General features: G+C 59.1%; 23 protein-coding genes and 2 tRNA genes. 13 read left to right on the top strand and 12 right to left on the bottom strand.

Going from position 1 to position 24,792, the window contains the following annotated elements:
• Positions 1 to 35: 35 nt before the first annotated feature.
• Genes D1222_RS11630 through D1222_RS11615 form a run of 4 tightly spaced genes read left to right on the top strand, consistent with a single transcriptional unit; the run spans position 36 to position 4,829 of the window.
• On the top strand, positions 36 to 1,466 hold the full coding sequence (locus tag D1222_RS11630) for a cryptochrome/photolyase family protein (RefSeq protein ID WP_233348715.1): 1,431 nt from the start codon (positions 36 to 38) through the stop codon (positions 1,464 to 1,466).
• 2 nt (positions 1,467 to 1,468) lie between these two features.
• Positions 1,469 to 2,800 (top strand): NAD(P)/FAD-dependent oxidoreductase, encoded by a 1,332-nt coding sequence (locus tag D1222_RS11625; RefSeq protein WP_119454424.1) that lies wholly within the window; start codon positions 1,469 to 1,471, stop codon positions 2,798 to 2,800.
• Entirely contained in the window at positions 2,797 to 3,600 is an 804-nt protein-coding gene (locus D1222_RS11620) for a DUF1365 domain-containing protein (RefSeq protein ID WP_119454423.1), read from the top strand. Before D1222_RS11625 ends, D1222_RS11620 begins: the two co-directional genes overlap by 4 nt.
• Positions 3,597 to 4,829, top strand: a complete 1,233-nt coding sequence (locus tag D1222_RS11615) for an SAM-dependent methyltransferase (protein WP_119454422.1) — start codon at positions 3,597 to 3,599, stop codon at positions 4,827 to 4,829. Before D1222_RS11620 ends, D1222_RS11615 begins: the two co-directional genes overlap by 4 nt.
• A 51-nt stretch (positions 4,830 to 4,880) precedes the next feature.
• Here the strand turns inward: D1222_RS11615 and D1222_RS11610 are convergent, their stop codons facing one another.
• Both D1222_RS11610 and D1222_RS11605 read right to left on the bottom strand, forming a co-directional pair.
• Entirely contained in the window at positions 4,881 to 5,588 is a 708-nt protein-coding gene (locus D1222_RS11610) for a DUF6134 family protein (RefSeq protein ID WP_119454421.1), read from the bottom strand.
• Entirely contained in the window at positions 5,585 to 6,109 is a 525-nt protein-coding gene (locus tag D1222_RS11605) for a cupin domain-containing protein (RefSeq protein ID WP_119454420.1), read from the bottom strand. The genes D1222_RS11610 and D1222_RS11605 overlap by 4 nt, the downstream gene beginning before the upstream one ends.
• Positions 6,110 to 6,236: 127 nt before the next feature.
• On the opposite strand from D1222_RS11605, the gene D1222_RS11600 reads away from it, so the two are divergent.
• The 7 genes from D1222_RS11600 to D1222_RS11575 all read left to right on the top strand — a co-directional run bounded on the left by D1222_RS11600 (position 6,237) and on the right by D1222_RS11575 (position 12,882).
• On the top strand, positions 6,237 to 7,241 hold the full coding sequence (locus D1222_RS11600) for a cysteine synthase A (protein ID WP_119454419.1): 1,005 nt from the start codon (positions 6,237 to 6,239) through the stop codon (positions 7,239 to 7,241).
• Entirely contained in the window at positions 7,241 to 8,092 is an 852-nt protein-coding gene (locus D1222_RS11595; RefSeq protein WP_119454418.1) for a sulfurtransferase, read from the top strand. Before D1222_RS11600 ends, D1222_RS11595 begins: the two co-directional genes overlap by 1 nt.
• Positions 8,089 to 9,249 (top strand): cystathionine beta-lyase, encoded by a 1,161-nt coding sequence (metC, locus tag D1222_RS11590; RefSeq protein WP_119454417.1) that lies wholly within the window; start codon positions 8,089 to 8,091, stop codon positions 9,247 to 9,249. The genes D1222_RS11595 and metC overlap by 4 nt, the downstream gene beginning before the upstream one ends.
• A gap of 124 nt (positions 9,250 to 9,373) precedes the next feature.
• Positions 9,374 to 9,529 (top strand): hypothetical protein, encoded by a 156-nt coding sequence (locus D1222_RS15775; RefSeq protein WP_182481959.1) that lies wholly within the window; start codon positions 9,374 to 9,376, stop codon positions 9,527 to 9,529.
• A 98-nt stretch (positions 9,530 to 9,627) separates the two neighbouring features.
• Complete coding sequence (locus D1222_RS11585) at positions 9,628 to 10,815, top strand: type III PLP-dependent enzyme (RefSeq protein ID WP_119454416.1); 1,188 nt, start codon at positions 9,628 to 9,630, stop codon at positions 10,813 to 10,815.
• A gap of 116 nt (positions 10,816 to 10,931) precedes the next feature.
• Positions 10,932 to 11,963, top strand: a complete 1,032-nt coding sequence (locus tag D1222_RS11580) for a 1,9-bis(guanidino)-5-aza-nonane synthase (protein WP_119454415.1) — start codon at positions 10,932 to 10,934, stop codon at positions 11,961 to 11,963.
• Positions 11,964 to 12,066: 103 nt separating this feature from the next.
• Positions 12,067 to 12,882, top strand: a complete 816-nt coding sequence (locus tag D1222_RS11575) for a crotonase/enoyl-CoA hydratase family protein (protein ID WP_119454414.1) — start codon at positions 12,067 to 12,069, stop codon at positions 12,880 to 12,882.
• Positions 12,883 to 12,967: 85 nt separating this feature from the next.
• Here D1222_RS11575 and D1222_RS11570 read toward each other — a convergent pair.
• Positions 12,968 to 13,044: transfer RNA gene (locus tag D1222_RS11570), tRNA-Asp, on the bottom strand.
• A 137-nt stretch (positions 13,045 to 13,181) separates the two neighbouring features.
• A complete protein-coding gene (locus tag D1222_RS11565; protein ID WP_182481958.1) occupies positions 13,182 to 15,620 on the bottom strand; it encodes a putative bifunctional diguanylate cyclase/phosphodiesterase in 2,439 nt (812 codons plus the stop codon).
• Between the two features lie 125 nt (positions 15,621 to 15,745).
• Between D1222_RS11565 and glpK the strand changes: the two genes are divergently transcribed.
• Positions 15,746 to 17,254, top strand: a complete 1,509-nt coding sequence (gene glpK, locus D1222_RS11560) for a glycerol kinase GlpK (RefSeq protein WP_119454412.1) — start codon at positions 15,746 to 15,748, stop codon at positions 17,252 to 17,254.
• 2 nt (positions 17,255 to 17,256) lie between these two features.
• Here the strand turns inward: glpK and D1222_RS11555 are convergent.
• The 6 genes from D1222_RS11555 to D1222_RS11530 form a co-directional block, all read right to left on the bottom strand.
• A tRNA-Pro gene (locus D1222_RS11555) sits at positions 17,257 to 17,333 on the bottom strand.
• Positions 17,334 to 17,392: 59 nt separating this feature from the next.
• On the bottom strand, positions 17,393 to 17,902 hold the full coding sequence (locus D1222_RS11550) for a MerR family transcriptional regulator (RefSeq protein WP_119454411.1): 510 nt from the start codon (positions 17,900 to 17,902) through the stop codon (positions 17,393 to 17,395).
• A 12-nt stretch (positions 17,903 to 17,914) separates the two neighbouring features.
• Positions 17,915 to 18,214, bottom strand: a complete 300-nt coding sequence (locus D1222_RS11545; protein ID WP_119454410.1) for an integration host factor subunit alpha — start codon at positions 18,212 to 18,214, stop codon at positions 17,915 to 17,917.
• Between the two features lie 50 nt (positions 18,215 to 18,264).
• Positions 18,265 to 19,233, bottom strand: coding sequence for a beta-ketoacyl-ACP synthase III (locus D1222_RS11540; RefSeq protein ID WP_119454409.1), 969 nt, complete (start codon positions 19,231 to 19,233; stop codon positions 18,265 to 18,267).
• Positions 19,230 to 20,270 (bottom strand): phosphate acyltransferase PlsX, encoded by a 1,041-nt coding sequence (gene plsX / locus D1222_RS11535; RefSeq protein WP_119454408.1) that lies wholly within the window; start codon positions 20,268 to 20,270, stop codon positions 19,230 to 19,232. Before plsX ends, D1222_RS11540 begins: the two co-directional genes overlap by 4 nt.
• A gap of 97 nt (positions 20,271 to 20,367) precedes the next feature.
• Complete coding sequence (locus D1222_RS11530) at positions 20,368 to 20,895, bottom strand: ubiquinol-cytochrome C chaperone family protein (protein WP_119454407.1); 528 nt, start codon at positions 20,893 to 20,895, stop codon at positions 20,368 to 20,370.
• Positions 20,896 to 20,965: 70 nt separating this feature from the next.
• Between D1222_RS11530 and D1222_RS11525 the strand changes: the two genes are divergently transcribed.
• Positions 20,966 to 21,445 carry an outer membrane protein assembly factor BamE gene (locus D1222_RS11525; RefSeq protein ID WP_119454406.1) on the top strand — a complete coding sequence of 160 codons (480 nt, stop codon included), beginning with the start codon at positions 20,966 to 20,968 and terminating at the stop codon, positions 21,443 to 21,445.
• Between the two features lie 108 nt (positions 21,446 to 21,553).
• Here D1222_RS11525 and D1222_RS11520 read toward each other — a convergent pair whose 3' ends face one another.
• Positions 21,554 to 23,719: a sodium-translocating pyrophosphatase gene (locus D1222_RS11520; RefSeq protein ID WP_119454405.1), complete on the bottom strand. Its 2,166-nt coding sequence runs from the start codon at positions 23,717 to 23,719 to the stop codon at positions 21,554 to 21,556.
• A 137-nt stretch (positions 23,720 to 23,856) separates the two neighbouring features.
• Positions 23,857 to 24,786: a thiamine-phosphate kinase gene (thiL, locus tag D1222_RS11515; RefSeq protein WP_119454404.1), complete on the bottom strand. Its 930-nt coding sequence runs from the start codon at positions 24,784 to 24,786 to the stop codon at positions 23,857 to 23,859.
• Positions 24,787 to 24,792 lie beyond the last annotated feature (6 nt).

Raw genomic sequence — 24,792 nt, 5'->3', positions numbered from 1 at the left:
GGAGAAAAACGCTGGGACAGGACAATCCGGATTCTGTGATCGTCTGGTTTCGGAACGATCTTCGGCTAGCAGACCATGCGGCCCTTGCAGCCGCTGTCAAAGCGAACGCGAAGATATTCCCCGTCTATATTCTCGAAGATACGGTTGCTGGCGGCCGCGAGCTTGGCGGCGCATCGAAATGGTGGCTGGATAAATCGCTGAAGTCGCTCCGCTCAGCCATTTCGCAGCGCGGCGGAAAGCTGATCTGCCGGAAGGGCGATGCTGAGAAAATCCTGCGTGACCTTATCAAGGAAACCGGCGCCGAAGCGGTTTTCTGGGGACGCAGATATACGCAGCCCGAGATCGACCGTGACGCCGACATCAAGAAGGCGCTGAAGGATGACGGCATCGAAGCAAAGAGCTTCAACACCACGCTTCTGACCGAGCCGTGGGCGTACAAGACGACGTCTGGCGGCTACTACAAGGTATTCACGCCCTATTGGCGCGCCGTGCGCGGAAACTATGAGGCGCCGGACCCACTTCCAGCGCCTGAGAAGTTCGATGGCATCGGCATTGATGGGGACGAGATTGAGAGCTGGGGCCTGCATCCAAGCAAGCCCGATTGGTCCAAAGGCTTCGACGAGATGTGGACCCCGGGCGAGGATGGTGCGCGGGAGAGATTGCAGGACTTTCTCGACGGTCCGATCCGCGACTATGAGGAAATGCGCAACCGGCCCGATGAGGACGGCACGTCAGGCCTCTCCCCTCACCTGCGACATGGCGAGATCAGCCCGGCGACGATCTGGCGGGCGGTTATGGGGCGTATCAATCGCGGACTGAAAGAAGAGGAAAGCGCCTGGTCTTTCCTTTCCGAAATCGTCTGGCGTGAATTTTCCTACGTTCTGATCTATCATAACCCGAAGATGGGGCGTGAGAATTACGACAGCAAATTCAATGTGATGGAGTGGAGATCCAGTAAGAAGGATCTCGAGCGCTGGCAGAAGGGCGAGACCGGCTATCCGATCGTCGATGCTGGCATGCGCCAGCTTTGGGCGACAGGCTGGATGCACAACCGCGTTCGCATGATCGTAGCGTCTCTGCTGACCAAGCACCTGTTGCTGAACTGGACCGAGGGCGAAGACTGGTTCTGGGATACGCTTGTCGATGCGGATCCTGCATCGAATGCAGCCGGTTGGCAGTGGACGGCAGGGTCTGGCGCGGATGCATCGCCCTATTTCCGGGTCTTCAACCCAATCACGCAGGGCCAGAAGTTCGACCAGACCGGCGCCTATGTCCGTCACTGGTGCCCAGAGCTGAAGAAGCTTCCCAACAAACATCTCCATGCACCCTGGGAAGCGGGCCGCGACGTACTGAAGAAGGCGGGCGTTGAGCTTGGAAGCACCTATCCCAAGCCGATTATCGCTCACAAGGAAGGGCGCCAGCGTGCGCTCGATGCCTGGGAAACGCTGAAGGAAAAGCAGGACTGAGAATGAAGAAAATTGCTGTCATCGGCTCAGGAATTACCGGTCTTGGCGCTGCCTATGCGCTGAAGGACACCGCTGACGTCACCGTGTTCGAAGCGCGAGAGCGCGCCGGTGGTCATGCTCACACGCGGACCATCGACTATGATGGGCAAGAGCTGAACGTCGATGTCGGCTTCATCGTCTATAATGGCCGCAACTATCCCAACCTCACCGGTTTCTTCGATGCGCTGGACGTCGAGACAGAGCAAAGCGATATGAGCTTTGCCGTGTCCAATGAGGACGGGTTCGAGTGGGCCTCGACCATCAAGGGCATGTTTGCGCGTAAGCGAAACCTGCTGCGACCTCGGTTTCATAAATTCTGGCGCACGATCCTCAAATTCAACGACATTGCCCGCGAGGACCTAGCGGCCGGACGGATCGGCAATGAGACGCTGGGAGTCTGGCTAAACCAGAAAGGATTCAGCGAGGACTTCAAGCAGAATTATATCCTTCCGATGGGCGGCGCGATCTGGTCGACGCCCCCTTCGGAGATGATGGATTATCCGGCGCTCAGCTTCTTTCGCTTCTTTGAGAACCACCGTCTGATGCATGCCGAGCGCCCGAAATGGCGCACGGTAACCGGTGGGTCCAAGCAATATGTCGACAAGGCGGCGGAGGTTCTCGGATCGCGCTTGCGTCTCAGCGCGCCAGTAAAACAGGTCAGCCCCTTCGGCCAGCATGTACGCGTCACCACCGAGGATCGACGTGAACACTTGTTTGACGATGTCATTCTTGCTGTCCATTCCGATACGGCGCGGCAGATGCTGGCCCCTGCCTATGAGGACCAACGCTTCCTGCTGAACTCGGTCGGGTACCGCCCAAATCGCATCTACCTGCACCGCGACCCGGCCTACATGCCCGACAGAAAAGCGGCCTGGGCAAGCTGGAACGTTATCCAGAAGTATTCTGACGGCGAAAATATCTGCCTGACCTACTGGATGAACCGACTGCAGAATCTGCCAAATGAGCGCCCATTGTTTGTGACACTGAACCCTTCAGTGCCGCCTGCGGCGGACAAGGTTTTCCACGAGGTGAGTTTCGATCACCCGCAATTCGACGCACCGGCCGCTGCAGCCTGCCGGTCTCTGGAACGGATTCAGGGCGACCGGGGACTCTGGCTTGCGGGCGCGTGGCTGGGGTCTGGCTTCCATGAAGATGGGCTGAAGAGCGGTCTTCGCGCGGCGCTCTCGCTTGGCGGACAGGTTCGTTGGGTCGCTGAGAACGTGGAACTCTTCGTACCGTCAGCGGAGCGTGCCGTGCCGGTGGATGCCAAGGCCGCAGGGGCTGCGGCGCAGTGAGCGACGCTGCCCCTGCACTGAAGCTGCACCAGGGTGAAACGGTGCACCGGCGGTTCACGCCGTTCGTGTCGGACTTTAGCTATCGCGTCTTCATGGTCGAGGTTGATGTTGACCGGCTGGAAGATGCGCGTCGTCAGTGCCGCTTATTTGGTGTCGATGAAGGTGCCTTGTTTGGCTTTCGGAGCGATGAGCATGGCGCCCAGGGCGGGCAGTCATTGCGGGGTTGGGCAGAGGAGCGGCTGCTCGAGGCGGACGTGGACGCGTCTGCGCTCAAACTGAAGCTCATCACCTTCCCCCGGCACCTGTTTTACAAGTTTGCGCCCATCTCCGTTTGGATTGCGGAGGACGCGGACGCCCGCCCTGCCGGCGTTATCTACGAAGTGCGCAACACGTTCGGTGAGCGCCACGTCTATGTCGCCGCCGCTGATGGTGCATGGAGCAAGCATGCCGCAGACAAGATCTTCCATGTCTCGCCATTCTTCGACGTCTCGGGAAAGTATGAGTTCTCGCTTCAGCGCGATGAGACCGCGCTGCGCCTTGGCGTGAGCACGGTCTCAGACGGCGGCGTCAAACATATGGCGACCTTGTCGACCAAAGCGGCCCCGGCCACCGACCACGCCCTCATCCGCAAGGCCATCTTCATGCCGCTCTCCACGCTTGGGGTCACCCTGGCGATCCACTGGGAGGCTTTGAAGCTTTGGCTAAAAGGCGCAAACTATCATTCCAAACCGCATCAGGCGCAGCAAAGAGTGTCTGTTGCGACACCATCAGGCCGCGTCTTGAAGGAGAAACACCAATGAACCAGCAGTCAGGCGAAATTCGCGCAACGGTCTCGTCGCTGAGGCAATTGTCCGGTGTTCCAGCGGGCTTCCGGCTTGCAGGGCTTTTCCTGCTTCGAACCGAAAACGGCTCGCTTCGCTTCAATTTGCCGGATGGGCGTTCGGTCCTGTTCGATCAGGGAAATCCGGGCCCGCATGCTGTGGTCGATGTTCACGAGTTCGGCTTTGCCAAACGTGCGCTGGCTGGCGGCGATATCGGCTTTGCCGAAAGCTATATGGATGGCGAATGGTCCACGCCGGACCTCACAGCGGTGCTGGAATACTTCTCGGAGAATTTCGAGGCGGCTGGAAAGCTAGCGGTTGGTGGCTCTCTTGTGAGGGGGATCAACAAGCTACGCCATATGTTCAACCGCAACAGCCGCGCCGGTGCCCGCCGCAACATCATGGCCCACTATGATCTTGGCAATGACTTCTATTCGGCTTGGCTGGATGAGACGATGACCTATTCGTCTGCCCTGTTCGACAAGCCGAACCTGTCACTCGAGCAGGCCCAGACGGCCAAGTATAAAGGCATTGCGGACCAGCTTTCTGCCGGGCCTGATAGCGAGCTTCTCGAGATTGGCTGCGGCTGGGGCGGGTTTGCCGAATATGCGGCGAAGGCGCGCGGGTCGAAGGTCACCTGTCTCACCATCTCTGAGGCGCAGCGCGACTATGCAGCTGCCCGTATGCAGAGAGAGGGACTGTCGGACCGCGTGGAGATCCGTCTGGAGGATTACCGCGACCATCAGGGGAAATATGATGGCGTTGCCTCTATCGAAATGTTTGAGGCTGTCGGTGAGGCTTACTGGCCGAGCTATTTCGAGAAAGTGCGTGAGAGCTTGAAGGATGATGCGAAAGCTGCGCTCCAGATTATCACGATCGAGGACCGCCTGTTCCGTCGCTACCGCAAGCGGACCGACTTCATCCAGCGCTACATTTTCCCGGGTGGCATGTTGCCAAGTGAAGTGGCGCTTCGCGAGTCGCTGAGCAATGCGGGGCTTCGTTTTGATGCCGTGCATTATTTCGGTCAAGACTATGCCCGCACGCTGAAGCTATGGGCCGATCGCTTCGAAGAGGCCTGGGACAAGATCCAGACTTTCGGATTCGACGAGCGCTTCCGCCGGTTGTGGCGCTTCTATCTCAGCTATTGCGAGGCTGGTTTCGGGAACGGCCGGATCAATGTCGGTCAATTCCAGCTTTCGCGGGCATAAGAAAAGGCGGGCTTTGCGGCCCGCCTTTTGTCGTTTTGGTGTGAGTGCTGCCTAGTAGAGCTCAGTCAGCACGTAATCGATCTGCTGACCGCGGGCTTCAAAGCCGAGCTTCACCCAACGAGACTGGTCGTCATACCAGAGATCGACAGTCAGATCTGATTTCAGGCGATAGTGGGTGGTTTCGACTTCCTCACCGCCAATCGTCAGGGTCTCGCGGCCGATTTTCTCGACATTGGTATCCAGAAGTTCGCCCGTCTCCGTGGACAGGATCTGGCTGCTGAATGCCTGCTGGATATTCCAGTGGCTGGACGGGATGATTCCGAGCGGTGCATTGCCCGAATAGGCAGAGCCATTAACGTTAAGGCTGTCGCCGTCGAGACTCGCCTCTACGAATTCGTCGTCGCCATCATCATTCGTCTTGCCTTCAAGGCCGACCAGCTTGCCGTCCTTCCAGGTTTCAGTCGCGTCGAGTTCGTAGCGAAACACGGTGATCGGGCCGAGGCCCGCTTTCAGCTCGACATCAGAGCGCGCCGTGAAGCTATCTTCCGACTCGACGTCGAAGGAGATGGTGTGCGTGCCGAACTCATTGCCCTTGCGCAGGACGTTGAAAACGATCTTATCGCCGTCTTGGGGCTGCCAGGCCGCTGGGGCTTCGTCTGAAACCGGCGCGCTGATGCTGTCGGTCTCAGCGCTATCGGCAAAGGCTGGTGCGGCGGTCAGCGCTGCTGCCAGCGCGAGGGTGCTGATCGTGGTTTTCACGTGAATCTCCAGAATGGCGTATCTGCACGAGCAACGAAGCAGGTACATGCCTTGTTCCCGGATGCGGCGGGGCGATGGCGCTCTCCGGGCGTCGCGAGAACCAGCTCTCCAGCCTCGAACGTGTCGCGGCCATCCTTTAGGCAGCCTTCCAGAACGATCATCGCTTCCAACGTGCTGTGTCCGTGGGCGAACACCCGGTCGCCTGGCTCCAGCCGCATCAGTGATCCGCTATTTTCAGGAAGCTTGCAGAAGCGTGCACCGGAGATGCCCTTGCGCCACATGACCGCGTCATAGTCGGTATGGATGATCTCGGTGGCAATATCCTCCATCCGGTAGATGGCTTCCTGATGATCTTCACCGGTCGGATTGATATTGGCGCGCACCGCTTCCCAGACGCGCGCAATCTCATCGCCCTCCTCTGACATGAGGCGATGCAGGGTGGCCGCCAGGCTCATACTGGCAGAGAGGTTGCCGGTCGCATAATCCAGCATGAAGGCGTGATAGGTGTCGGTGTTGGACATTTACTTGCGCTCGAACAGATAGACTTCGAACTTAGTACGCGCGCGAGGCAAGACCGGATCAGCCCTGCGTGGTGTTGTCACTGACATGGCTGATAGCTACATCGGTCTTGCAAACGGAGTAGTCAGAATGATCCTCAATTCGGTTCTCGATGCGATCGGGAATACACCACTTATCAAGCTGCAGCGGGTTTCAGAGGAAACCGGATGCACCATTCTCGGCAAGGCCGAATTCCTCAATCCGGGCCAGTCCGTGAAGGACCGCGCGGCGCTGGGCATTGTTCGCGACGCAGAGCGCTCTGGCGCGCTGAAGCCGGGCGGCACGATTGTCGAAGGTACAGCCGGCAATACCGGCATTGGCCTCGCGCTGGTGGGTAGTGCGCTTGGCTACCGCGTGGTCATCGTGATGCCGCGCACGCAAAGCCAGGAAAAGAAGCTGGCCGTGAAGCTGCTTGGCGCAGAACTGATCGAGGTGGATGCTGTCCCCTACTCCAACCCCAATCACTATGCGCGCTATTCCGGCAAGCTCGCCGAAGAACTCGCAAAGACAGAGCCGAATGGTGCGATCTGGGCGAACCAGTTCGACAATACTGCAAACCTTGAAGCGCACTATGCGACGACGGGTCCTGAAATCTGGCAGCAGACCGACGGCAAGGTGGACGGGTTTATCTGCGCGGTCGGCTCAGGCGGCACGCTCGCTGGCGTTGCGAAGTACCTTCAGGAGCAGAGCAAGGACGTGAAGATCGGGATCGCTGATCCCGGCGGCGCGGCGCTCTATGAGTATTTCAAGAATGGCGAGCTGAAATCAGAAGGCACGTCGATTACCGAAGGTATCGGTCAGGGCCGTATCACCAAGAACATCGAAGACCTGAAGGTCGACTATGCCTATCGGTGTCAGGATGATGAGGCGCTGAACATCCTCTATGATCTGATCCTGCATGAGGGTCTGTGTCTTGGCGGGTCCGCCGGCATCAACATTGCGGGCGCCGTCCGCCTCGCGAAGGACCTTGGCCCGGGCCACACGATCGTGACGATCCTCTGCGACTACGGCAATCGCTACCAGTCGAAGCTCTACAATCCTGAATTCCTGCGCAGTAAGGATCTGCCCGTTCCGCCTTGGATGGAGGAAGCCTGATGGCTGATGGATCACCTCTCGTTTCAGCGGCCTGGCTGAAAGATAATCTGAAGGCGCCCGACCTTCGCGTAGTCGATGCAAGCTGGTTCCCAAGCTGGACGGCAAGTGCCGGTGCGGGGCGCCAGTCTTATGACCGGGGGCACATTCCGGGCGCGGTCTATTTCGACATTGACGAGATCAGCGACACGGAAAGCAATCTGCCACACATGATGCCCGACTCGGTGAAGTTCTCATCGCGTGTGCGCAAGCTCGGCATCGGTGACGGAAACCGGGTCGTCGTTTATGATGCGAATGACTTTTTCGCGTCCGCGCGCGTCTGGTGGATGTTCCGCGTCATGGGCCACAAGGATGTGTACGTGCTGAACGGCGGTTTGCGCGCCTGGGAGGCTGAGGGCGGCGAACTTGAAGACCTGCCGCCTGTTATCACTGGCGGGCGCCACTTTACGCCGCGCGTACGCTCAGACCTCATAAAGTCGCGCGAGCAGGTTGCTGCAGCCTCAGCGTCTGGCGACACACCGATTCTCGATGCCCGCCCTGCGGGACGCTTTGCCGGAACTGAGAAAGAGCCACGCCCGGATCTGCCCTCCGGTCACATTCCCGGCAGCGGGAATGTCCCGTCCGGCAAGCTGGTTGGCGCTGACGGCAAGCTTGTGTCGAAAGAGCAGATCAACGCGCTGCTGGGCGACCATGCAGATCGGCCGGTTGTTGCAAGCTGCGGCTCCGGCGTTTCGGCCGCAGTCATCGCGCTCGCTCTGGCCGAGATCGGTAACTGGGACGTCGCTGTCTATGACGGCTCCTGGTCAGAATGGGCCTCCCACCCAGAGAGCGAGATTGCGACCGCATCGGCATGAAACTTCCGACCCGGCTCATCCATAACCGCAAGGGCAATCCCGAGCGGCGCACCGTAAACCCACCTGTCGAGCGTGCATCGACCGTGCTCCTGCCGGACCGGCAATCGCTTTACGGTGGCGGGACCGGATATGGCCGGATGGGGCTGTCGGTGCACCGGGAGCTGGAAGCGGCTTTGTGTGAGCTGGAAGGCGGCGAGTATGCGCGGCTGACGCCCTCGGGCCTCAGTGCCTGCGCTGTGGCGATTGCGGCTGTCGTAGAAGCTGGCGACCACGTTCTGCTTTCCGATTCAGTATATGGGCCCACGAGGCGATTCTGTGAAAAGCGACTGCCCACGATGGGAGTCAGCGCCGCGCGCTTTAACCCACGCGACCCTGAGGCGTTGATGGCGGCCCTTACGCCAGAGACCAGATTGATCGTGCTCGAATCGCCGGGGTCTCTCACCTTTGAGATTTCGGACACGCCGGCCATTGTCGAGATTGCGCGAAAGGCCGGTATCACGACGGTGATGGACAATACCTGGGGCGCTGGCGTGTTTCATCGCCCGCTCGACCTTGGCGTCGACATCTCGCTTCAGGCGCTCACCAAATATGTAGTGGGCCATGCGGATGCGTTTGGCGGCGCGGTCGTGACGAATGACAAGAAGCATGCCGCGGCGATTGAAGCACTGACCGAAGATTGGGGCATCTCGCTAGGGCCAGATGATGCCTATGCGGCGCTGAGGGGCACACGCACGCTGGGCACTCGGTTGAAAGCGCATGAAGCAAGTGCGCTCGAGATCGCGAACTGGCTGGAGAAGCACGACGATGTCAGCCTTGTCATCCACCCTGCCCTGCCCAACCATCCCGATCACGAAATCTGGAAGCGGGACTTTTCAGGAAGTTGCGGCCTGTTTGGCTTTCTTCTGGATGCGCCGGAAGACGGCCATGTCGATGCTTTTCTGTCGGCGCTGAAACTCTTCAAGATGGGCTTTTCCTGGGGCGGTTTTGAAAGCCTGATCATCCCCTGCGATGAGCAACTCACACGGCTGCCGGAAGACTGGACACAGGCCCGTCAGGGGCGGCTTGTGAGGCTCCATGCAGGCCTAGAAGACCCTGCCGATCTTGTCGCGGATCTGGCCCACGCATTTGCCGTCTTACATGACGTAAAAAATACTTGATCTTTGAATCGCGATTCAATATTTCGAGCGCCGACACGCAAGCGAGCTACGACGGTCCCGAAAGGGCGTCAGTACGGGTGAGCCCAGATGTCTTCACTTTCATCATCGGGTGCTGAGCCCGGTAATGCTGGACGAGGATACTTGGATGGCACCGAACATGATCGCTTTGGCGGCAGCCTACAGCCGTTTGGATGTGGCTTGGGACACCGGGCTCTACAACTATTACGACAAGAAATTCGGAGATTATGCGGCTGCGGTCGCTGAACTTATAAGGCCGTAGCGGGTTCGCCCGCCGAACTGTCGTGCGCATCAGGCGTTTGTACTGGTGCAGTCAATAAGTTCACTGGCTTCGTGCCAGCCAAAATCCGAATCTTTGCCATGTTTAAATCTGGTTCTGCGCCGCTGGCGCGCCCTGCTATTCTTCCTGATACCTCCAACCGCTCTGGCCTTCCGGCCTTTGCCAGCGTTGGCGATGTCCTGCGCGCCTATGAAGGCGATGACGCGATCTTCGTTCTCTACCCGAAGAAGATTGCGGCAGCTGCGCGCACCTTCCTGAACGGTTTCCCCGGCAAGGTTCTCTATGCCGTGAAGGCAAACCCGCATCCGGCCGTCCTGAAAACGCTGTGGACCAGCGGCGTGCGCAACTTTGACGTTGCCTCGACCCGCGAAGTCGACCTCGTCCAGAGTGTCGTACCCGGCGCGAAGCTTTTCTTCATGCACCCTGTGAAGTCGCGCGCAGCGATCCGTCACGCGTATGAGTGTGGCGTGCGTGATTTCTCGTTCGACTCTGCTGACGAGCTTCAGAAGATGCTTGAAGTCACGGGCTATGCCAGTGACCTGACGCTTCACCTGCGTGTCGCGCTGCCAAAGGGCGGCGCAGCGATGCCGCTTTCTGGCAAGTTTGGCGCAGACCGCGACCAGGCCGTCGAGCTGCTCGGCGAAGCACGCCGCCACGCCTTCAAGCTAGGCGTGACCTTCCATGTCGGCTCGCAGTGCCTTGAGATCAGCGACTACGACATGGCGCTGGCCTATGTCCGCTCCATCGTGGACGCATCGGGCGTTGAGATCGATTCGATCGATTGCGGTGGTGGCTTCCCGGTTCCGTATCCAGGCATGTCGCCGCGCCCGATGGGTGAGTATTTCAGCGCGATCCGTTCGTCGCTGTCAGCTCATGGTTTTGCAGGCCTTCAGGTGCTGGGCGAGCCTGGCCGTGCGCTTTGTGCGCAAGGCGGCTCGACGCTGGCTCGTGTTGAGCTTCGCAAGGGCGGTGACCTGTACCTCAATGATGGCAGCTATGGCTCGCTCTTCGACGCGGCCCAGTGTGCCTGGAAGTTCCCAGTGAAGCTTCACACCGTCGAGCCACGCGACCAGGGCGAAACTGAAGCTTTCCGCTTCTTCGGCCCAACCTGCGACAGCCTTGATGTCATGAATGGTCCATTCGAGCTGCCTGCTGATGTGCAGGAAGGCGACTGGGTCGAGATTTGCCATCTCGGTGCCTATGGTCAGGCCCTCTCCTCGCGCTTCAATGGCTTCTACAGCGAGACGACCGTCGCCGTCATGGCGTAGTCATCCCTTCAATCTAGTCTGAGAGCGGCCTTCGCCTGAAAGGGTGAGGGCCGCCTGCCTTCTGGACCCAATCACCCCACACCGTTACAACGCCTCCCAAGTCATCGGAGACCTATATGTCTGACAATTCCAATCGTAAGGCCGAGCTGCTGAGCAAGCCGGTAGAGCATATCGACATCACCAAGTTCGACGCCCGTCCTATCGTCGAGTCGATGGGCAAGATGTCCTTCACCTCGCGCGACCTCGCGCGGGCGACAGATATCTTCAACATGGCGCTTGAGGACGAGGACTGCTCGACCATCCTGACGCTCGCAGGCTCCACCTCGGCGGGTGGCTGTATGCACGTATACCGTGACCTCGTGAAGGACGGCCTGATCGACTGTATCGTCGCAACCGGCGCGTCGATCATCGACATGGATTTCTTCGAGGCGCTTGGCTACAAGCACTATCAGGCGCCGGAGTCGGTCGACGACAACATCCTGCGCGACCTCTACATCGACCGTATCTATGACACGTTCATCGATGAAGAAGAGCTGCAGGCCTGCGACCACGTCATCTATGACATCGCCAACAAGCTTGAGCCGCGCCCCTATTCCTCGCGTGAGTTCATCTGGGAGATGGGTAAGTGGCTGAAGGAGAACGCGGTCAAGAAGGGCTCGCTGATCGAGACCTGCTATGATCACAATGTGCCGATCTTCGTGCCGGCCTTCTCTGACTGCTCGGCAGGCTTTGGCCTCGTGAAGCACCAGGTCGAAAATCCGGGTAACTACATGTCGATCGACAGCGTGGCTGATTTCCGCGAGCTGACGGACGTCAAGATCGCTGCCGGTACGACGGGTCTCCTCATGGTGGGCGGTGGTGTGCCGAAGAATTTTGTCCAGGATACAGTGGTTTGCGCTGAAATCCTCGGCAAGGAATGCGAGATGCACAAATACGCCGTGCAGATCACTGTTGCCGACACGCGTGACGGCGCCTGCTCCTCCTCGACGCTGAAAGAGGCTGCGAGCTGGGGCAAGGTGCAGACCGTGCATGAGCAGATGGTGTTTGCTGAGGCGGGCTCTGTTGTTCCGCTTCTGGCATCTGCTGCCTGGCACAAGGGCGCCTGGAAGAACCGTCGCAAGCGTGAGTTCGCCAAGCTCTTCCTCTAGGGCGCGCCGCGACACGAAAGACCATGACGCCGGGACATTACTTGTCCCGGCGTTTTTCGTTGGGCAGATTGAAGCGAGATTTCCAAGCATGAGGAGACCGCACATGTCCGACCGGATTCAGGTCACGAAGAAAGATGGCGTCGCTGACGTCAAACTCGTTCGCACAGACAAGATGAATGCGCTGGACGATGCGATGTTCGAGGCGCTGCTCTCGACAACCGAGGAGCTGTCCAAGGACAAGTCTGTGCGTTGCGTCGTGCTCTCTGGCGATGGCCGCGCGTTCTGTGCGGGTCTCGATATGGGCAATTTCGGCAAGATGGCTGAAGGCAATAGCGGCGGCGGGTCGCCGGGTGGCCGTCAGGGGCTCACCCCACGCACGCATGGCATCACCAACCGGGCACAGCAGGCCGTGTGGGGCTGGCGTGCCCTGCCCATCCCTGTCATCGCCGCTGTGCATGGCGTCGCCTTCGGTGGCGGCTTCCAGGTGATGCTGGGCGCAGATATGCGGATCATCCACCCGGAGACGAAACTCTCCATCATGGAGATCAAATGGGGCCTCGTTCCGGACATGGCGGGCACGGCAATCATGGGCTCGCTCTGCCGCGATGACCGCCTGCGCGAGCTCACCTATACGGGACGTATCTTCTCTGGTGCTGACGCGGCTGAGTACGGCTTTGCGACAGAGATCAGCGAGACACCATATGAGCGCGCCATGGAGCTTGCGACGCAGATTGCAGGCAAGAACCCGGACGCCATCCGCGCGAACAAGGAGATCTTCAACAATCTGCCGGACATGACCGCTGCAGAGGCCCTGCTCCAGGAATCAGTGCTGCAGGACAAGCTGATCGGCAGCAAGAACCAGATCGAGGCGGTGATGGCAGAACTGCAGAAGCGCCCGGCTGCTTTTGCAGATAGCTGAAGGCTCGCCTATTGCAGCCAAAAAGAAAGGCGACCGTTTGAGGCGGTCGCCTTTTTCTTGATCTGTTTTGCCATTTCGAACGAAATGGCGCGAGTGACGGGGCTCGAACCCGCGACCTCCGGCGTGACAGGCCGGCACTCTAACCAACTGAGCTACACCCGCGCAGATCGTCCACCGCGTTTGGCGGTGAGGCGCCTGATTAGACAAGCCACGCGCACCGGTCAAGCATGAAACGCGCTCGTATGCAGACGACTTGCAGCTGCTCGCTTTGAGCCAGCCCATTCCTCGATGAGTACGGCTTAACCCGTCGCCTTTTGACGGTCGCGCGGCTGACCCTCGAGACGGATCACATCTCCCGACATCGAAATACCTGCCGTAGATTGAGCGAGCGATTTGGCCGCCTCTTCTTCAGTAAGCACAGGGAAGAGATGGCCAAGCTTGTCGAGCGGCTGTGGCCGGCTGATCAGGTAGCCTTGCAGCTCGTCACAGCCGATCTCTGTGAGATACTGCTTTTGCGTTTCGGTTTCGACGCCCTCGGCTGTGCAACTCATGTTGAGCGCCTTGGCGATCTGAAGCGTCGCCTTGGTGATGGCGCGGCTCTCATGATTGTGGTCGATATCTTCGACGAAGCTCTTGTCGATCTTGAGCTTGTCGAACGGGAAACGGCGCAGATAGCTCAGCGAAGAGAAGCCGGTCCCGAAATCGTCGAGCGAAATACGCAAGCCGATTTCCTTGAGCTGGTTCAGTCGTTTCAGCGTGAATTCGGTGTCTGTCATCAGCACCGATTCGGTGATTTCCAGTTCCAGGCGTGCCGGGTCGATCTGATTGACCGCGATCGCGTTGATGATTGTCGTCACAAGACTGGAGCTGTGGATCTGGAGCGGCGAGATGTTTACCGCGACGCGCATATTCTCTGGCATGCGGCGAGCAGCCTTCAGCGCCTCACGAAGTGCCCAGTCGCCCAACCGGGTGATGATTCCGCTATCTTCGGCGTGCTGGATGAAGTGATCCGGGCCGATAAGCCCCCGCGTCGGGTGTTGCCAGCGAATGAGGGTTTCAGCGCCAATGATTTCATTCGTCTGCGCATTCAGCTGTGGCTGGAAGAAGAGGCGAAGTTCGTTGTTCTCAAGCGCCTTGTTTAGGTCGAGCTCAATGCTCTGACGTGCCCTCGCACGGTCTTCGAGGTTCTGGCTGAAGACGCACCAGGTGCGCTTGCCCGCTTCCTTGGCCTGATAAAGGGCGAGGTCTGCATGTTTGAGCAGCGTCTGGATTTCCATATTGTGCTGCTCAATGATGCGCACGCCGATACTGGCACCGCAATGTACGATCGAGCTCCAGATGTCGTAGGGCCGGTTAAGGCGCTCGCTCATGGATTTGACGGTCTCGATCAATTCGTCCTGCGACTCGCATTCCAGAAGCATCGCAAATTCATCGCCGCCAAGGCGTGCGATAACATCTGCATCAGGTGCTGCGTCTTTCAGGCGTATGGCAACCTGGCAAAGAAGCTCGTCGCCGGCCGGATGACCAAGCGTATCATTGACCCATTTGAAATTATCGAGATCGAGCCACAGCAAAGCGCGGCTGCGGCCCTCAGCCACCGGGCGGCTCGATGCCTTTTCCAGACACTCGTGCAGGTTGGCCCGGTTTGGAAGAGAGGTCAGCGGGTCGAAATGCGCCATGAAGGCGATACGGTCTTCGATCGCCTTCGACTGGGTGATGTCTGAAGCGACGCCCCGGAAGCCCTGAAACTTGCCCGATCCGTCAAAGATCGGCTTACCTGTCAGCGACCACCAAGTCTCGTCTTCGCCGTCGACCTCCAGAATAAGGTCACGAAAGCTCTGTTGGCGGTCGAGACAGCGTGCCAGTGTCTTTGCGGCCTCATTCTCCTTGAACAGCGAGCGCAGGCTCACACCCACAGCCATCAGTTCGAAATTGTTCTGCTCCGAAACCGTAGGAAGCGGAATGTCGATCAGCGAGTTGCTTTGATCTGTCTGCCACAGCCAATCAGACGTGCTTTCTTCGAAGTCGCGCAGCAGCAGGCCAATAAGCTGTGCCTGATGCTTTACGGCCGATCCATTCAGGTGCTGTTCGACGAACTGGTTGAAGGACCATTTTGACGAGGTCCAGAGAACGACCGCGTAAACAAAAGCAAGGACCGACAGAAAGTCGTTCCGTGGATCCTGACCGAGCTGCAAGCCCACAATGTAGCCAATGACTGTTGGCACCAGAAAGCCCATGGCAGCCTCTGGAATGCGACCGACAAGGAGGACGCCAGCGAACATGACGCCAGCGACGATCGAGCTCACGGCAAGTTGGTTCGTGTGATCGGTCAGTGGAAGGATGAGTAGCGGCAGGATCCCCCACAGAATGCCGAGAACGGATGCAAAACGCGCGAAACGGTCAATGCTGTTCTTGCCGGAATCGGCGGACATCTGCTCGCCAGGGCTGTTGGCCCGTCGCCGCATCACGAAGAAGCCGATGAGCATGATTGACGTCGCGATGACCATGGTCATCGTCCAGACACCAAGCAGGCGGTTGGCCGCAGTGTTGGCGAATGACACCATGACCACAGCCGCGTTGATGAGGTTCGCCAGGCCAATGACAGGCAGCAGTGAGCCGACTGCGTCGATCTGCTTCTCGCGAATCGCGCCGAGCTGTTCGTCGGGAATATCGATCGAGCCAAGGATGTTGGCTGACTTCAGTTTTGGTGGCTCCGCCGGGTGCGATGCATCGCCCATCACCATTCCTCTTTGCGCAATTACTGGACGTCCCATAGAGAAAAGGTGTGAACATCCTCTCAAGACAGGTCTTTGAAATTTGACCGATTGGGTGAGACTGTTCCGGGGAAACAGGAGGAAACCCGATGCCATCAGATGCGCTCATCATGACGCTCGACCAGGGAACAACGTCCAGCCGGGCTATGGTGTTTGACGCAAAAGGTGACGTCGTCGCGGTTGCCCAAGAGGAGTTTACACAACACTTCCCCAAGCCGGGCTGGGTCGAGCACGAGCCCGAAGATATCTGGACAACGACGCTGGAAACTGCGCGCCGCGCCATGAAGGCCGGCGAGGCAGAAACGGGCGGCAAAGTCGTATCTATCGGCATCGCCAATCAACGAGAGACAGTCCTTGTCTGGAACCGGGAAACTGGCAAGGCGGTGCATCGCGCGATCGTGTGGCAAGACCGGCGAACCGCATCAATGTGCGACGCACTGAAGGCGGGCGGCCACGAAGATATGGTCAATTCGCGCAGTGGCCTGACCATCGACCCCTACTTTTCTGGCACAAAGCTGCGCTGGATTCTCGAAAATGTCCCCGAAGCGGCAAGCCTGGCCGAGGCTGGTAAACTCGCCTTCGGTACGGTCGACAGCTTCCTGATGTTCCAGCTGAGTGGCGGCAAGACGCACGTCACAGATGAAACGAATGCGAGCCGGACCCTGCTCTACAATATCCGTGAAGGATGTTGGGATGATGAGCTGCTCAAGCTTCTGAAGGTGCCGCGGTCTGTGCTTCCCGAGGTGAAGACAAGCGCTGCTGCCTTTTGCGAAACAGTGCCGGAATGGTTTGGCCGCGCCCTGCCCGTCACCGGCGTCGCAGGCGACCAGCAAGCGGCCGCATTTGGTCAGGCCTGCTTTCATCCAGGCATGGTGAAGAGCACATATGGCACAGGCTGCTTCCTGCTTGCCAATAGCGGTGAGGAGTGCCTGACCTCGACGAACCGTCTCCTGTCGACGGTGGCGTGTCGTACTGGGGCCGCTCCGCAATTTGCGGTTGAGGGGTCTATCTTCATTGCGGGCGCCGTCTCCCAGTGGCTTCGCGACAGCCTGCAGATCATCAAGAGCGCGAGCGAGACCGAGCTTCTAGCCCAGCAGGCCGGGGGAAATGAGGGCGTCTATTTTGTGCCGGCATTCACCGGGCTCGGGGCACCGCACTGGGACGCAGATGCCCGCGGGGCGATGTTCGGTCTGACGCGGGGCACCGACAAGGCTGACATTGCCCGCGCAGCCCTTGAATCGGTTGCCTATCAGACGCTTGACCTGCTGACGGCCCTGAATGCGGACGGATTCGACACTGGCCGTATCCGTGTCGATGGCGGCATGGTGGCCAATAGCTGGTTCCTGCGGTTTCTGGCAGACGTCACGGCGACGACAATTGACCGCCCAGACATGATCGAAAGTACAGCCCGCGGCGCGGCCTTCCTCTCCGGGCTGCAGTCAGGCGTATTCGATAGCGTGGAGGCGCTGGAGGCGCTCTGGCAGAGCGAGACGGTCTTCAGGCCTTCAATGGACGCTGCTGAACGCAAAGTGCTCGTCACAGGCTGGGAGAAAGCCGTAAAGACAACGCTCTATAGGGCTCAGCTCGACCGCGAATAGGATGGTCGGAGCGGCGGGATTCGAACCCACGACCCCTTGTCCCCCAGACAAGTGCGCTACCGGGCTGCGCTACGCTCCGACTAGGCGCCTGCTTAATCGCGGCGCTTATGTAATGCAATCACTGTTGCTGCAGCTCTCTCAGGCCGCTTTTCTAAGGCGTGCAGCGTCAAGACGTGCCTTGATGTCCATGAGGTCACTCAGCATGGTTTCGAGGCGTTCGGCGCCCTTGAGGCCGGTCTGTTGAGGTGTGTCCTCATATGAGAAAGCCGCACGCACCGAATCCTGCAGCTTTCGCGCTGGGCCTTCGGCGGTTGAAGTCTGATCAGGCTGCTGGGCGTTCACTTTCGAACCGAGAATGGCCGCGCCATCGAGAACGGCATCGAGGCCCTGTTCGTTGAGCAGCTGTCCTGCTCCTTTGAGGGTGAACCCCTTCTCGTGAACCAGAAGCTTGATTGCCTGGAGGGCGCGTAGATCGTCTGGCCGGTACATCCGGCGACCATCGGGCCGCTTCATGGGTTTCAGATGCCGCGTAAACTTGCCTTCCCAGTAGCGGAGCACGTGAGGCTGAAGATCGAGCTCTTCAGCGGCTTCACCAATCGAACGATAGGCAGCTGCGGATTTCTTGACCCGCTTTGCGGCATTTCCCATGAATTTCCCCTCTTAGTCGTCGTCTGTTTCCACGGCAGTCTTGAGAAGCGGAGAAGGTTTGAAAGTCACCACGCGGCGCGCCGAAATCTTGGCTTCAACACCGGTCTTCGGGTTGCGTCCGGCGCGGGCTGCTTTCTTGCGAACCACAAAGTTACCGAACCGCGACAGCTTTACTTCATTCTCATGCTCGAGGCTCTTGCCGATAAGATCGAGCACTCGGTCGAGAATATCGCCTGATTCCTGACGGGTGAGACCCACCTCACGCACAATGGCGTCGGAAATCTCTACTCGGGTAACGGTCTTGTTGCTCACGAACTCAGCTCCTCTGGTTAACAGATATGGCTGATTTCTTAACGAAAAGATTACAGCCGGAAGAGGGAAGCGCCCCAGGAAAAGCCGCCGCCCATAGCCTCACTTAGCACAAGATCGCCTTTTTTGATGCGACCATCCGAAATCGCCGTGTGAAGGGCGAGCGGGATGGAAGCGGCGGACGTGTTCCCGTGCTTCGCCACAGTAGATATGACCTTTTCCTCGTCGAGGCCAAGCTTCTTGGCGACACCGTTGAGAATTCGCTGGTTGGCCTGGTGAGGCACAAACCAGTCAATGTCGTCAATCGTATAGCCCGTGTCGCTGAGGACCGCCTCTACCGCGCTGGAGATGTTAGCGATGGCATGACGGAACACCTGGTTCCCCTGCATGCGAACATGGCCAATGGTGCCGGTCGAAGAGACACCGCCATCGACATAGAGAAGCTCTTTCTTGGATCCGTCCGTGCGTACATGGTGGGCAATCACGCCCTCATCTTTCGCGCCAGTTCCGGTTTGCAGGACAACAGCCCCTGCCCCATCGCCAAAAAGGACGCAGGTAGACCGGTCAGACCAGTCCAGAATGCGCGTGAACGTCTCTGCGCCGATGACAAGCGCCGTCGAGAACAGGTTCTGACGCAGCATGGAGTCAGCGGTCGCAAGCGCGAAAAGAAAGCCTGAGCAGACGGCCTGAACGTCAAAGGCTGCGCCCTGCTTTATCCCGAGCTTGTCCTGAACGGTCGTCGCCGTGGCCGGGAAAGTCTGGTCTGGCGTCGTGGTTGCCAGCACGATGAGGTCGACCTCGCTTGCGTCTATGCCGGCATTGGCAAGCGCCTGCCTGGCTGCGCCGGTCGCAAGGTCTGAGGTGAGTTCACCGTCAGCGGCAATGTGGCGTTCTTCGATACCTGTCCGCTCACGAATCCATTCGTCGGACGTATCGACCATTTTGGAGAGGTCGCTATTGGTGAGAATGCGCTCGGGAAGATAGGCGCCCGACCCGCGAATAAAGCTACGCTGCATACTCATTTACTGACCGATTCTGCTGCAATGTCCTGGCGCCCCACACGGGTCAGCCCCGTCGCGACTTCCTGCATGTAATTGCTGCGTGCGAGATTCGCCGCAAGCCCAACGGCTGTTGCAAAGCCCTCGGCATCGGTGCCGCCATGGCTTTTGACCACGACGCCATTGAGACCGAGCAACACGCCGCCATTGACGCTGGATGGGTTCATCTTGGTGCGCAGATCCATGAGACCGCGCCGGGCAAGCAGAGCGCCTGCCTTTGAGAGCGGGCTCGATGTGAGGGCCTGACGCACATAAGTAGAGACAAGCCGTGCCGTGCCCTCAGCGGTCTTCAGGGCGACGTTGCCGGTAAAGCCGTCGGTTACCACGACGTCGACGACACCCATGGAGATATCATTGCCTTCAACGAAACCTTTGAAATCAATTCCGAGGTCCCGGGTCCGCAGAATTTCGCTGGCGAGCTTGATCGCGTCGCGGCCCTTCTCTTCTTCGGAGCCGATATTGAGCAGGCCAACCGCTGGTTTCTCGATACCAAACACGGCGCGCGCATAGGATTCGCCCATCACGGCGAACTCCACCAATTGCTCTGCGTCTGCATCCAGGTTGGCGCCAACATCGAGCACGACGGTCCGCCCTTTAAGCGTTGGCCAGATAGCCGTCATGGCGGGGCGGTGGACACCTTCCATCTTGCGAAGGGCAAGCATCGACATCGCCATCAGCGCGCCCGTATTGCCCGCCGAGACGCCCGCGGCAGCGCGCCCGTCTTTCACGGCCTCAACCGTGCTCCACATGCTCGTCCCCTTGGCCTTGCGCAGGGCCGAGGATGGCTTGGCGTTCATGCTGACGACTTCAGGCTGGTCGCAAATCTCGCAGATGCCTTCCAGACCACGCGAGGCAATGCCGGGCTCGATCTCGCTATGGCGGCCGTGGAGAAGAAAGCGGATGTCCTTCGACCTGGCGCTGAACAGCTTGATTCCATCCAGCACAACTTCCGGTGCCGCATCGCCGCCCATGGCGTCGATTGAGAGAGTGAGGTCGCTCATTGGAGAAAACGGGTCCAATCTTGAATTGGCGGGACAGTACGCACGCGGCTAGATCAGTGCAACTCACTGAACGCAACTGGCGATGTCTTCATAAGGACTACCAGTCAAGATGGCCTGACAGCAGCGCCTCATCAGGCTGGGCGTCTAGAATTCGTCTCGCTTCAACGATATCGCTCGCGGCGTTTTCTGTGCCGGTACCGCCCGTGAGGTCGTTTCTTTTGAGGATGTCCTGGATAGTGGTCTTCGGGTCTGAAGTCAGAAAGGCCTCGTTCACCGCGATTCCCAAGCCAACAAAACGCTCACCAATGGTCCTGACCTTCCGGGCAATCGAGGCGTCGCCAACGCCTGTCTCGCGAAGGCCGGCATCGATGTCATCGAATATCCGGTCGGTAAGCCGCGATGAGACCGCCCTGCCCTCAGCTGAAATGCCTGAGAGGCGCGTGGTTACGAGCCCGGCATATATGGCGAGTGCGCCGGTGCGCCCGTCCATCGTGTCGGCAAAGCCCAGATCACCGAAAACGCCCGGATTCCGGGCCCGGCCAAGAATGGATTTATACAGGCTCGATACGGCCTCTTTCTCCGTTCGTCTTGAATTGCCGGGAAGAATTTTGCGGAGCCATTCCATATCTGCGCTCTATAACTTGCCAATCGCCTCTGCCGCCATGTAAGCGATTTGGGAGTGAAAGGAATTGTTCATGGCACATCGGACCATTCTCGCTAGCCTGGCACTGGCCTGTCTGACGGCTGGCTGCATTTCGCCCATGCAGGAATATCATGGTTACGCGCCCGACGAGGTTGCGCCCAACCAGATCACGCCGGGCATCGATACGCGGTCGAGCGTTCTGGCCCAGCTTGGGTCACCATCGACCCGCAGCATCTTTGACGACAATACATGGATGTATATCACGACGATCCAGGAGCGTTTCGCGTTCTATCGTCCTGACATCTCCACGCGTACCGTCACCGCTATCCGTTTCAGCGACGAGGACGTGGTCGAGGAAGTGCTCGAATACGATCAGAATGATGGCCGCGTGCTGAACTATGCGTCGCGCGAAACGCCAACCCGTGGCCGCGAGCTTGGCCTCTGGGAGCAGATCTTCGGCAATGTCGGCCGTTCTGTGCTGCCGCCAACCAACGAAGCGACCCCAGGCAACCCGACCGGTCGCCGCAACTAGGCTCTCTTCAGATTTTGAGGCGGTTTCCACATCGCCTCTACAATCCAGATATGAAAAAGCCCCGGCCAGTTTGGACCGGGGCTTTCTTTTTAGGGTATGGCGTTCGGCCTAGTGGGCGAGAACGGCCAGCATCAGCAGCGCCACGATGTTCGTGATCTTGATCATCGGGTTCACGGCTGGGCCTGCAGTGTCCTTGTAAGGGTCACCGACAGTGTCGCCGGTCACGGCAGCCTTGTGGGCCTCAGAGCCCTTGCCGCCATGATTGCCATCTTCGATGTACTTCTTGGCGTTGTCCCAAGCGCCGCCACCGGACGTCATGGAGATCGCGACGAAGAGACCCGTCACGATGACGCCGAGGAGCATGGCGCCGACAGCGGCGAGCGCTGCGGAGATACCGCCGATTGGCCAGATGACCAGAAGCAGGACGATTGGTGACAGCACCGGCAGGAGTGATGGAACGATCATCTCCTTGATGGCTGCGCGCGTCAGAATATCGACGGCGCGGCTATAGTCCGGTTTGACCTCACCCTTCATGATGCCTGGCATTTCGCGGAACTGGCGACGAACCTCTTCCACGACAGCCTGAGCGGCGCGGCCGACAGCCATCATCGACATGCCGCCGAAGAGGAATGGCAGGAGGCCACCGAACAGAAGGCCGACCACGACGTACGGGTTGGCGATGGAGAAGTTGACCGTTGCCCCAAGAAGAACGCTGCCCTCTGCCGCATTGGTGGCAAAGTAACTGAGATCCTCCGAATAGGCCGCGAAGAGCACGAGCGCGCCGAGACCGGCAGAACCGATGGCATAGCCCTTGGTCACAGCCTTGGTCGTGTTGCCGACGGCGTCGAGCGCATCGGTCGTGTCACGTACTTCGCTCGGCAGGTCGGACATTTCAGCGATACCGCCAGCATTGTCCGTCACCGGGCCGAAAGCGTCGAGTGCGACAATCATGCCTGCAAGCGCCAGCATCGTCGTCGTAGCGATGGCGATGCCGTAGAGGCCTGCCAGATTGAAGGTCAGGATGATGCCCGCAATGATGACGATCGCTGGAAGCGCGGTCGATTCGAGCGAGACAGCGAGACCCTGGATCACGTTTGTGCCGTGCCCAGACTCTGATGACTTCGCCACGGAGCGGACCGGACGGTAAGCCGTGCCGGTATAGTATTCCGTGATGACGACGATCAGCGCTGTCACGACGAGACCCGCGACACCGCAGAAGAAGATGTCGAGACCGGTGACCGTGGCCGCTTCACCGCCGTCACTGTTAAGAAGGCGAAGCGCTGCGCCAGCGCCTTCAAGTTCACCGAAGCCGTTTGGCAGGCCATAATTGACCGCAATGGCGAGACCAACGAGCGAGAATACGCCAGTCGCGATGAGGCCCTTATAGAGAGCGCCCATGATATTGGTGGAGCCCTTACCGAGCTTCACGAACCAGGTGCCTGCAATCGAGGCCACGATACAGACCGCACAGATGGCGAGCGGCAGCAACATGATGGACCCGAGATAGCCAAGGCCGCTGAAGTAGATCGCGCCGAGAACCATGGTCGCGACGATGGTCACGGCGAATGTCTCGAAAAGGTCAGCCGCCATACCGGCGCAGTCACCGACATTGTCGCCAACATTGTCTGCGATGGTGGCAGCGTTGCGAGGGTCATCTTCGGGGATGCCAGCCTCGACCTTACCGACCATGTCGCCGCCAACGTCAGCCCCCTTGGTGAAGATACCGCCGCCAAGACGGGCAAAGATCGAGATGAGCGACGCGCCAAAACCAAGAGCGACCAGGCCATCGACAACGGCGCGGTCGCTTTCGCCATAGCCCACGACACCGGTCAGGAGGCCGTAATAGGCAACCACACCGAGCAGCGCGAGGCCGACCACGAGCAGGCCAGTCACAGCGCCGGACTTGAACGCAATGTTCAAGCCGCCTGCGAGGCTCTTGCTTGCGGCTTGCGTTGTTCTGACATTTGCCTGAACGGACACTTTCATGCCGATGAAGCCGGCGGCGCCGGACAGAACCGCGCCGATAATAAAGCCGACGGGAACTTCCCAGTTCCTGAAAGCGATAAAGAGCACGACGACGACGCCAACACCGACGATGCCGATTGTGGTGTACTGGCGCTTCAGATAGGCGTTCGCCCCTTCCTGAATTGCGCCTGCAATTTCCTTCATTCTCTCAGTGCCGGCATCGGCGCTCATAATCGAGCGCGACTGTAGCCAGCCATACAGCACAGCGGCGAAACCCGCCGCCAGTGCGATCCAGTACCATAGGGTCATTAGTGCCCTTCCTCCCTTTTGTGGCGGAGCTGTATTCAAAGTGAATCAACTCTACTCGTTGTGTGGATTCAGGACTGCCAAACCGCGGGACGATTAGCAAGAAACTTCGAATGGGCCGAATGGAGGCGTCGGAGGGCCTAGTGACGGTAACCCGTACGGGCCGGCACGGGTACATCAGCGCCGTTCAGGCTTAGCTTGATGCACTCACCTGCGCATACGGAGCCAATTGCGGTGACGTCGAGGCCAAGTGTTTTCGCGGTCGCATGAAGACGATGCTGATCGTAGGCTGGCGCGGTGAAAAGCGTCTGGTAGTCGTCGCCTGAGGTCGCCATCTCCAGAGCATGTTCCGCATCGCGAACGGTCTCCGCGAAGGGGATTTGTCCAAGGTCGATCTGGATAGAGGCTTCGCTCTCCTGCGCGATGTGCCCGGCATCGGAGATCAATCCATCGGAAACATCGATTGAGGCAGTCGCAAATGCGGCGATCAGATCTGCGATGTTCAGAGGGGGGATGTCTGGAACGCGGTAATGAGCGGCATGATCGCTCTCAATGCCGCTCTGGGCATCGCGGAGGCCCAGGCCGCCGCGGCCGATCTTGCCGGTCACATAGAGAGTGTCGCCTTCGCGTGCTCCGCTTCGCTGGATAACGCTTTCGGTCAGGCAAGTGCCAGTGAGTGTCAGGCTGAGCGAGAGGGGGCCTGTCGTGCGCACCGTGTCGCCGCCGATCAGGGCGATGTTCCAGGTGTCGAGGTCTCGGCTGAGCCCCTCGCAGAGGGCTGCGAATTGGTCTTCAGTGAAGGCTTCCGGCATTGCGATTGAAAGCAAGGCGTCTCTCGGCACAGCGCCCTTGCAGAGAATGTCGGAGATGTTCACCCGCAGGAGCTTCTGTCCGACGGTATCAAGCGGATCGCTGCTCAGGAAGTGGATGCTTTCGACGAGCGTATCGAGCGTCGCGATAAGCGGTGAACCGGCTGGACGGAGGACCCCGACATCGTTTCTTAGCCCGTCAGCGCCCGGCGATTTCGCAAGAGGGCGCAGGTAACGGTCAATCCAGTCGAACTCGCTCATGCGGCC

It is taken from the genome of Henriciella algicola, from assembly GCF_003576245.1.
Taxonomy (GTDB): Bacteria; Pseudomonadota; Alphaproteobacteria; order Caulobacterales; family Hyphomonadaceae; genus Henriciella; species Henriciella algicola.
This window is presented reverse-complemented; position numbering and strand designations above follow the sequence as displayed.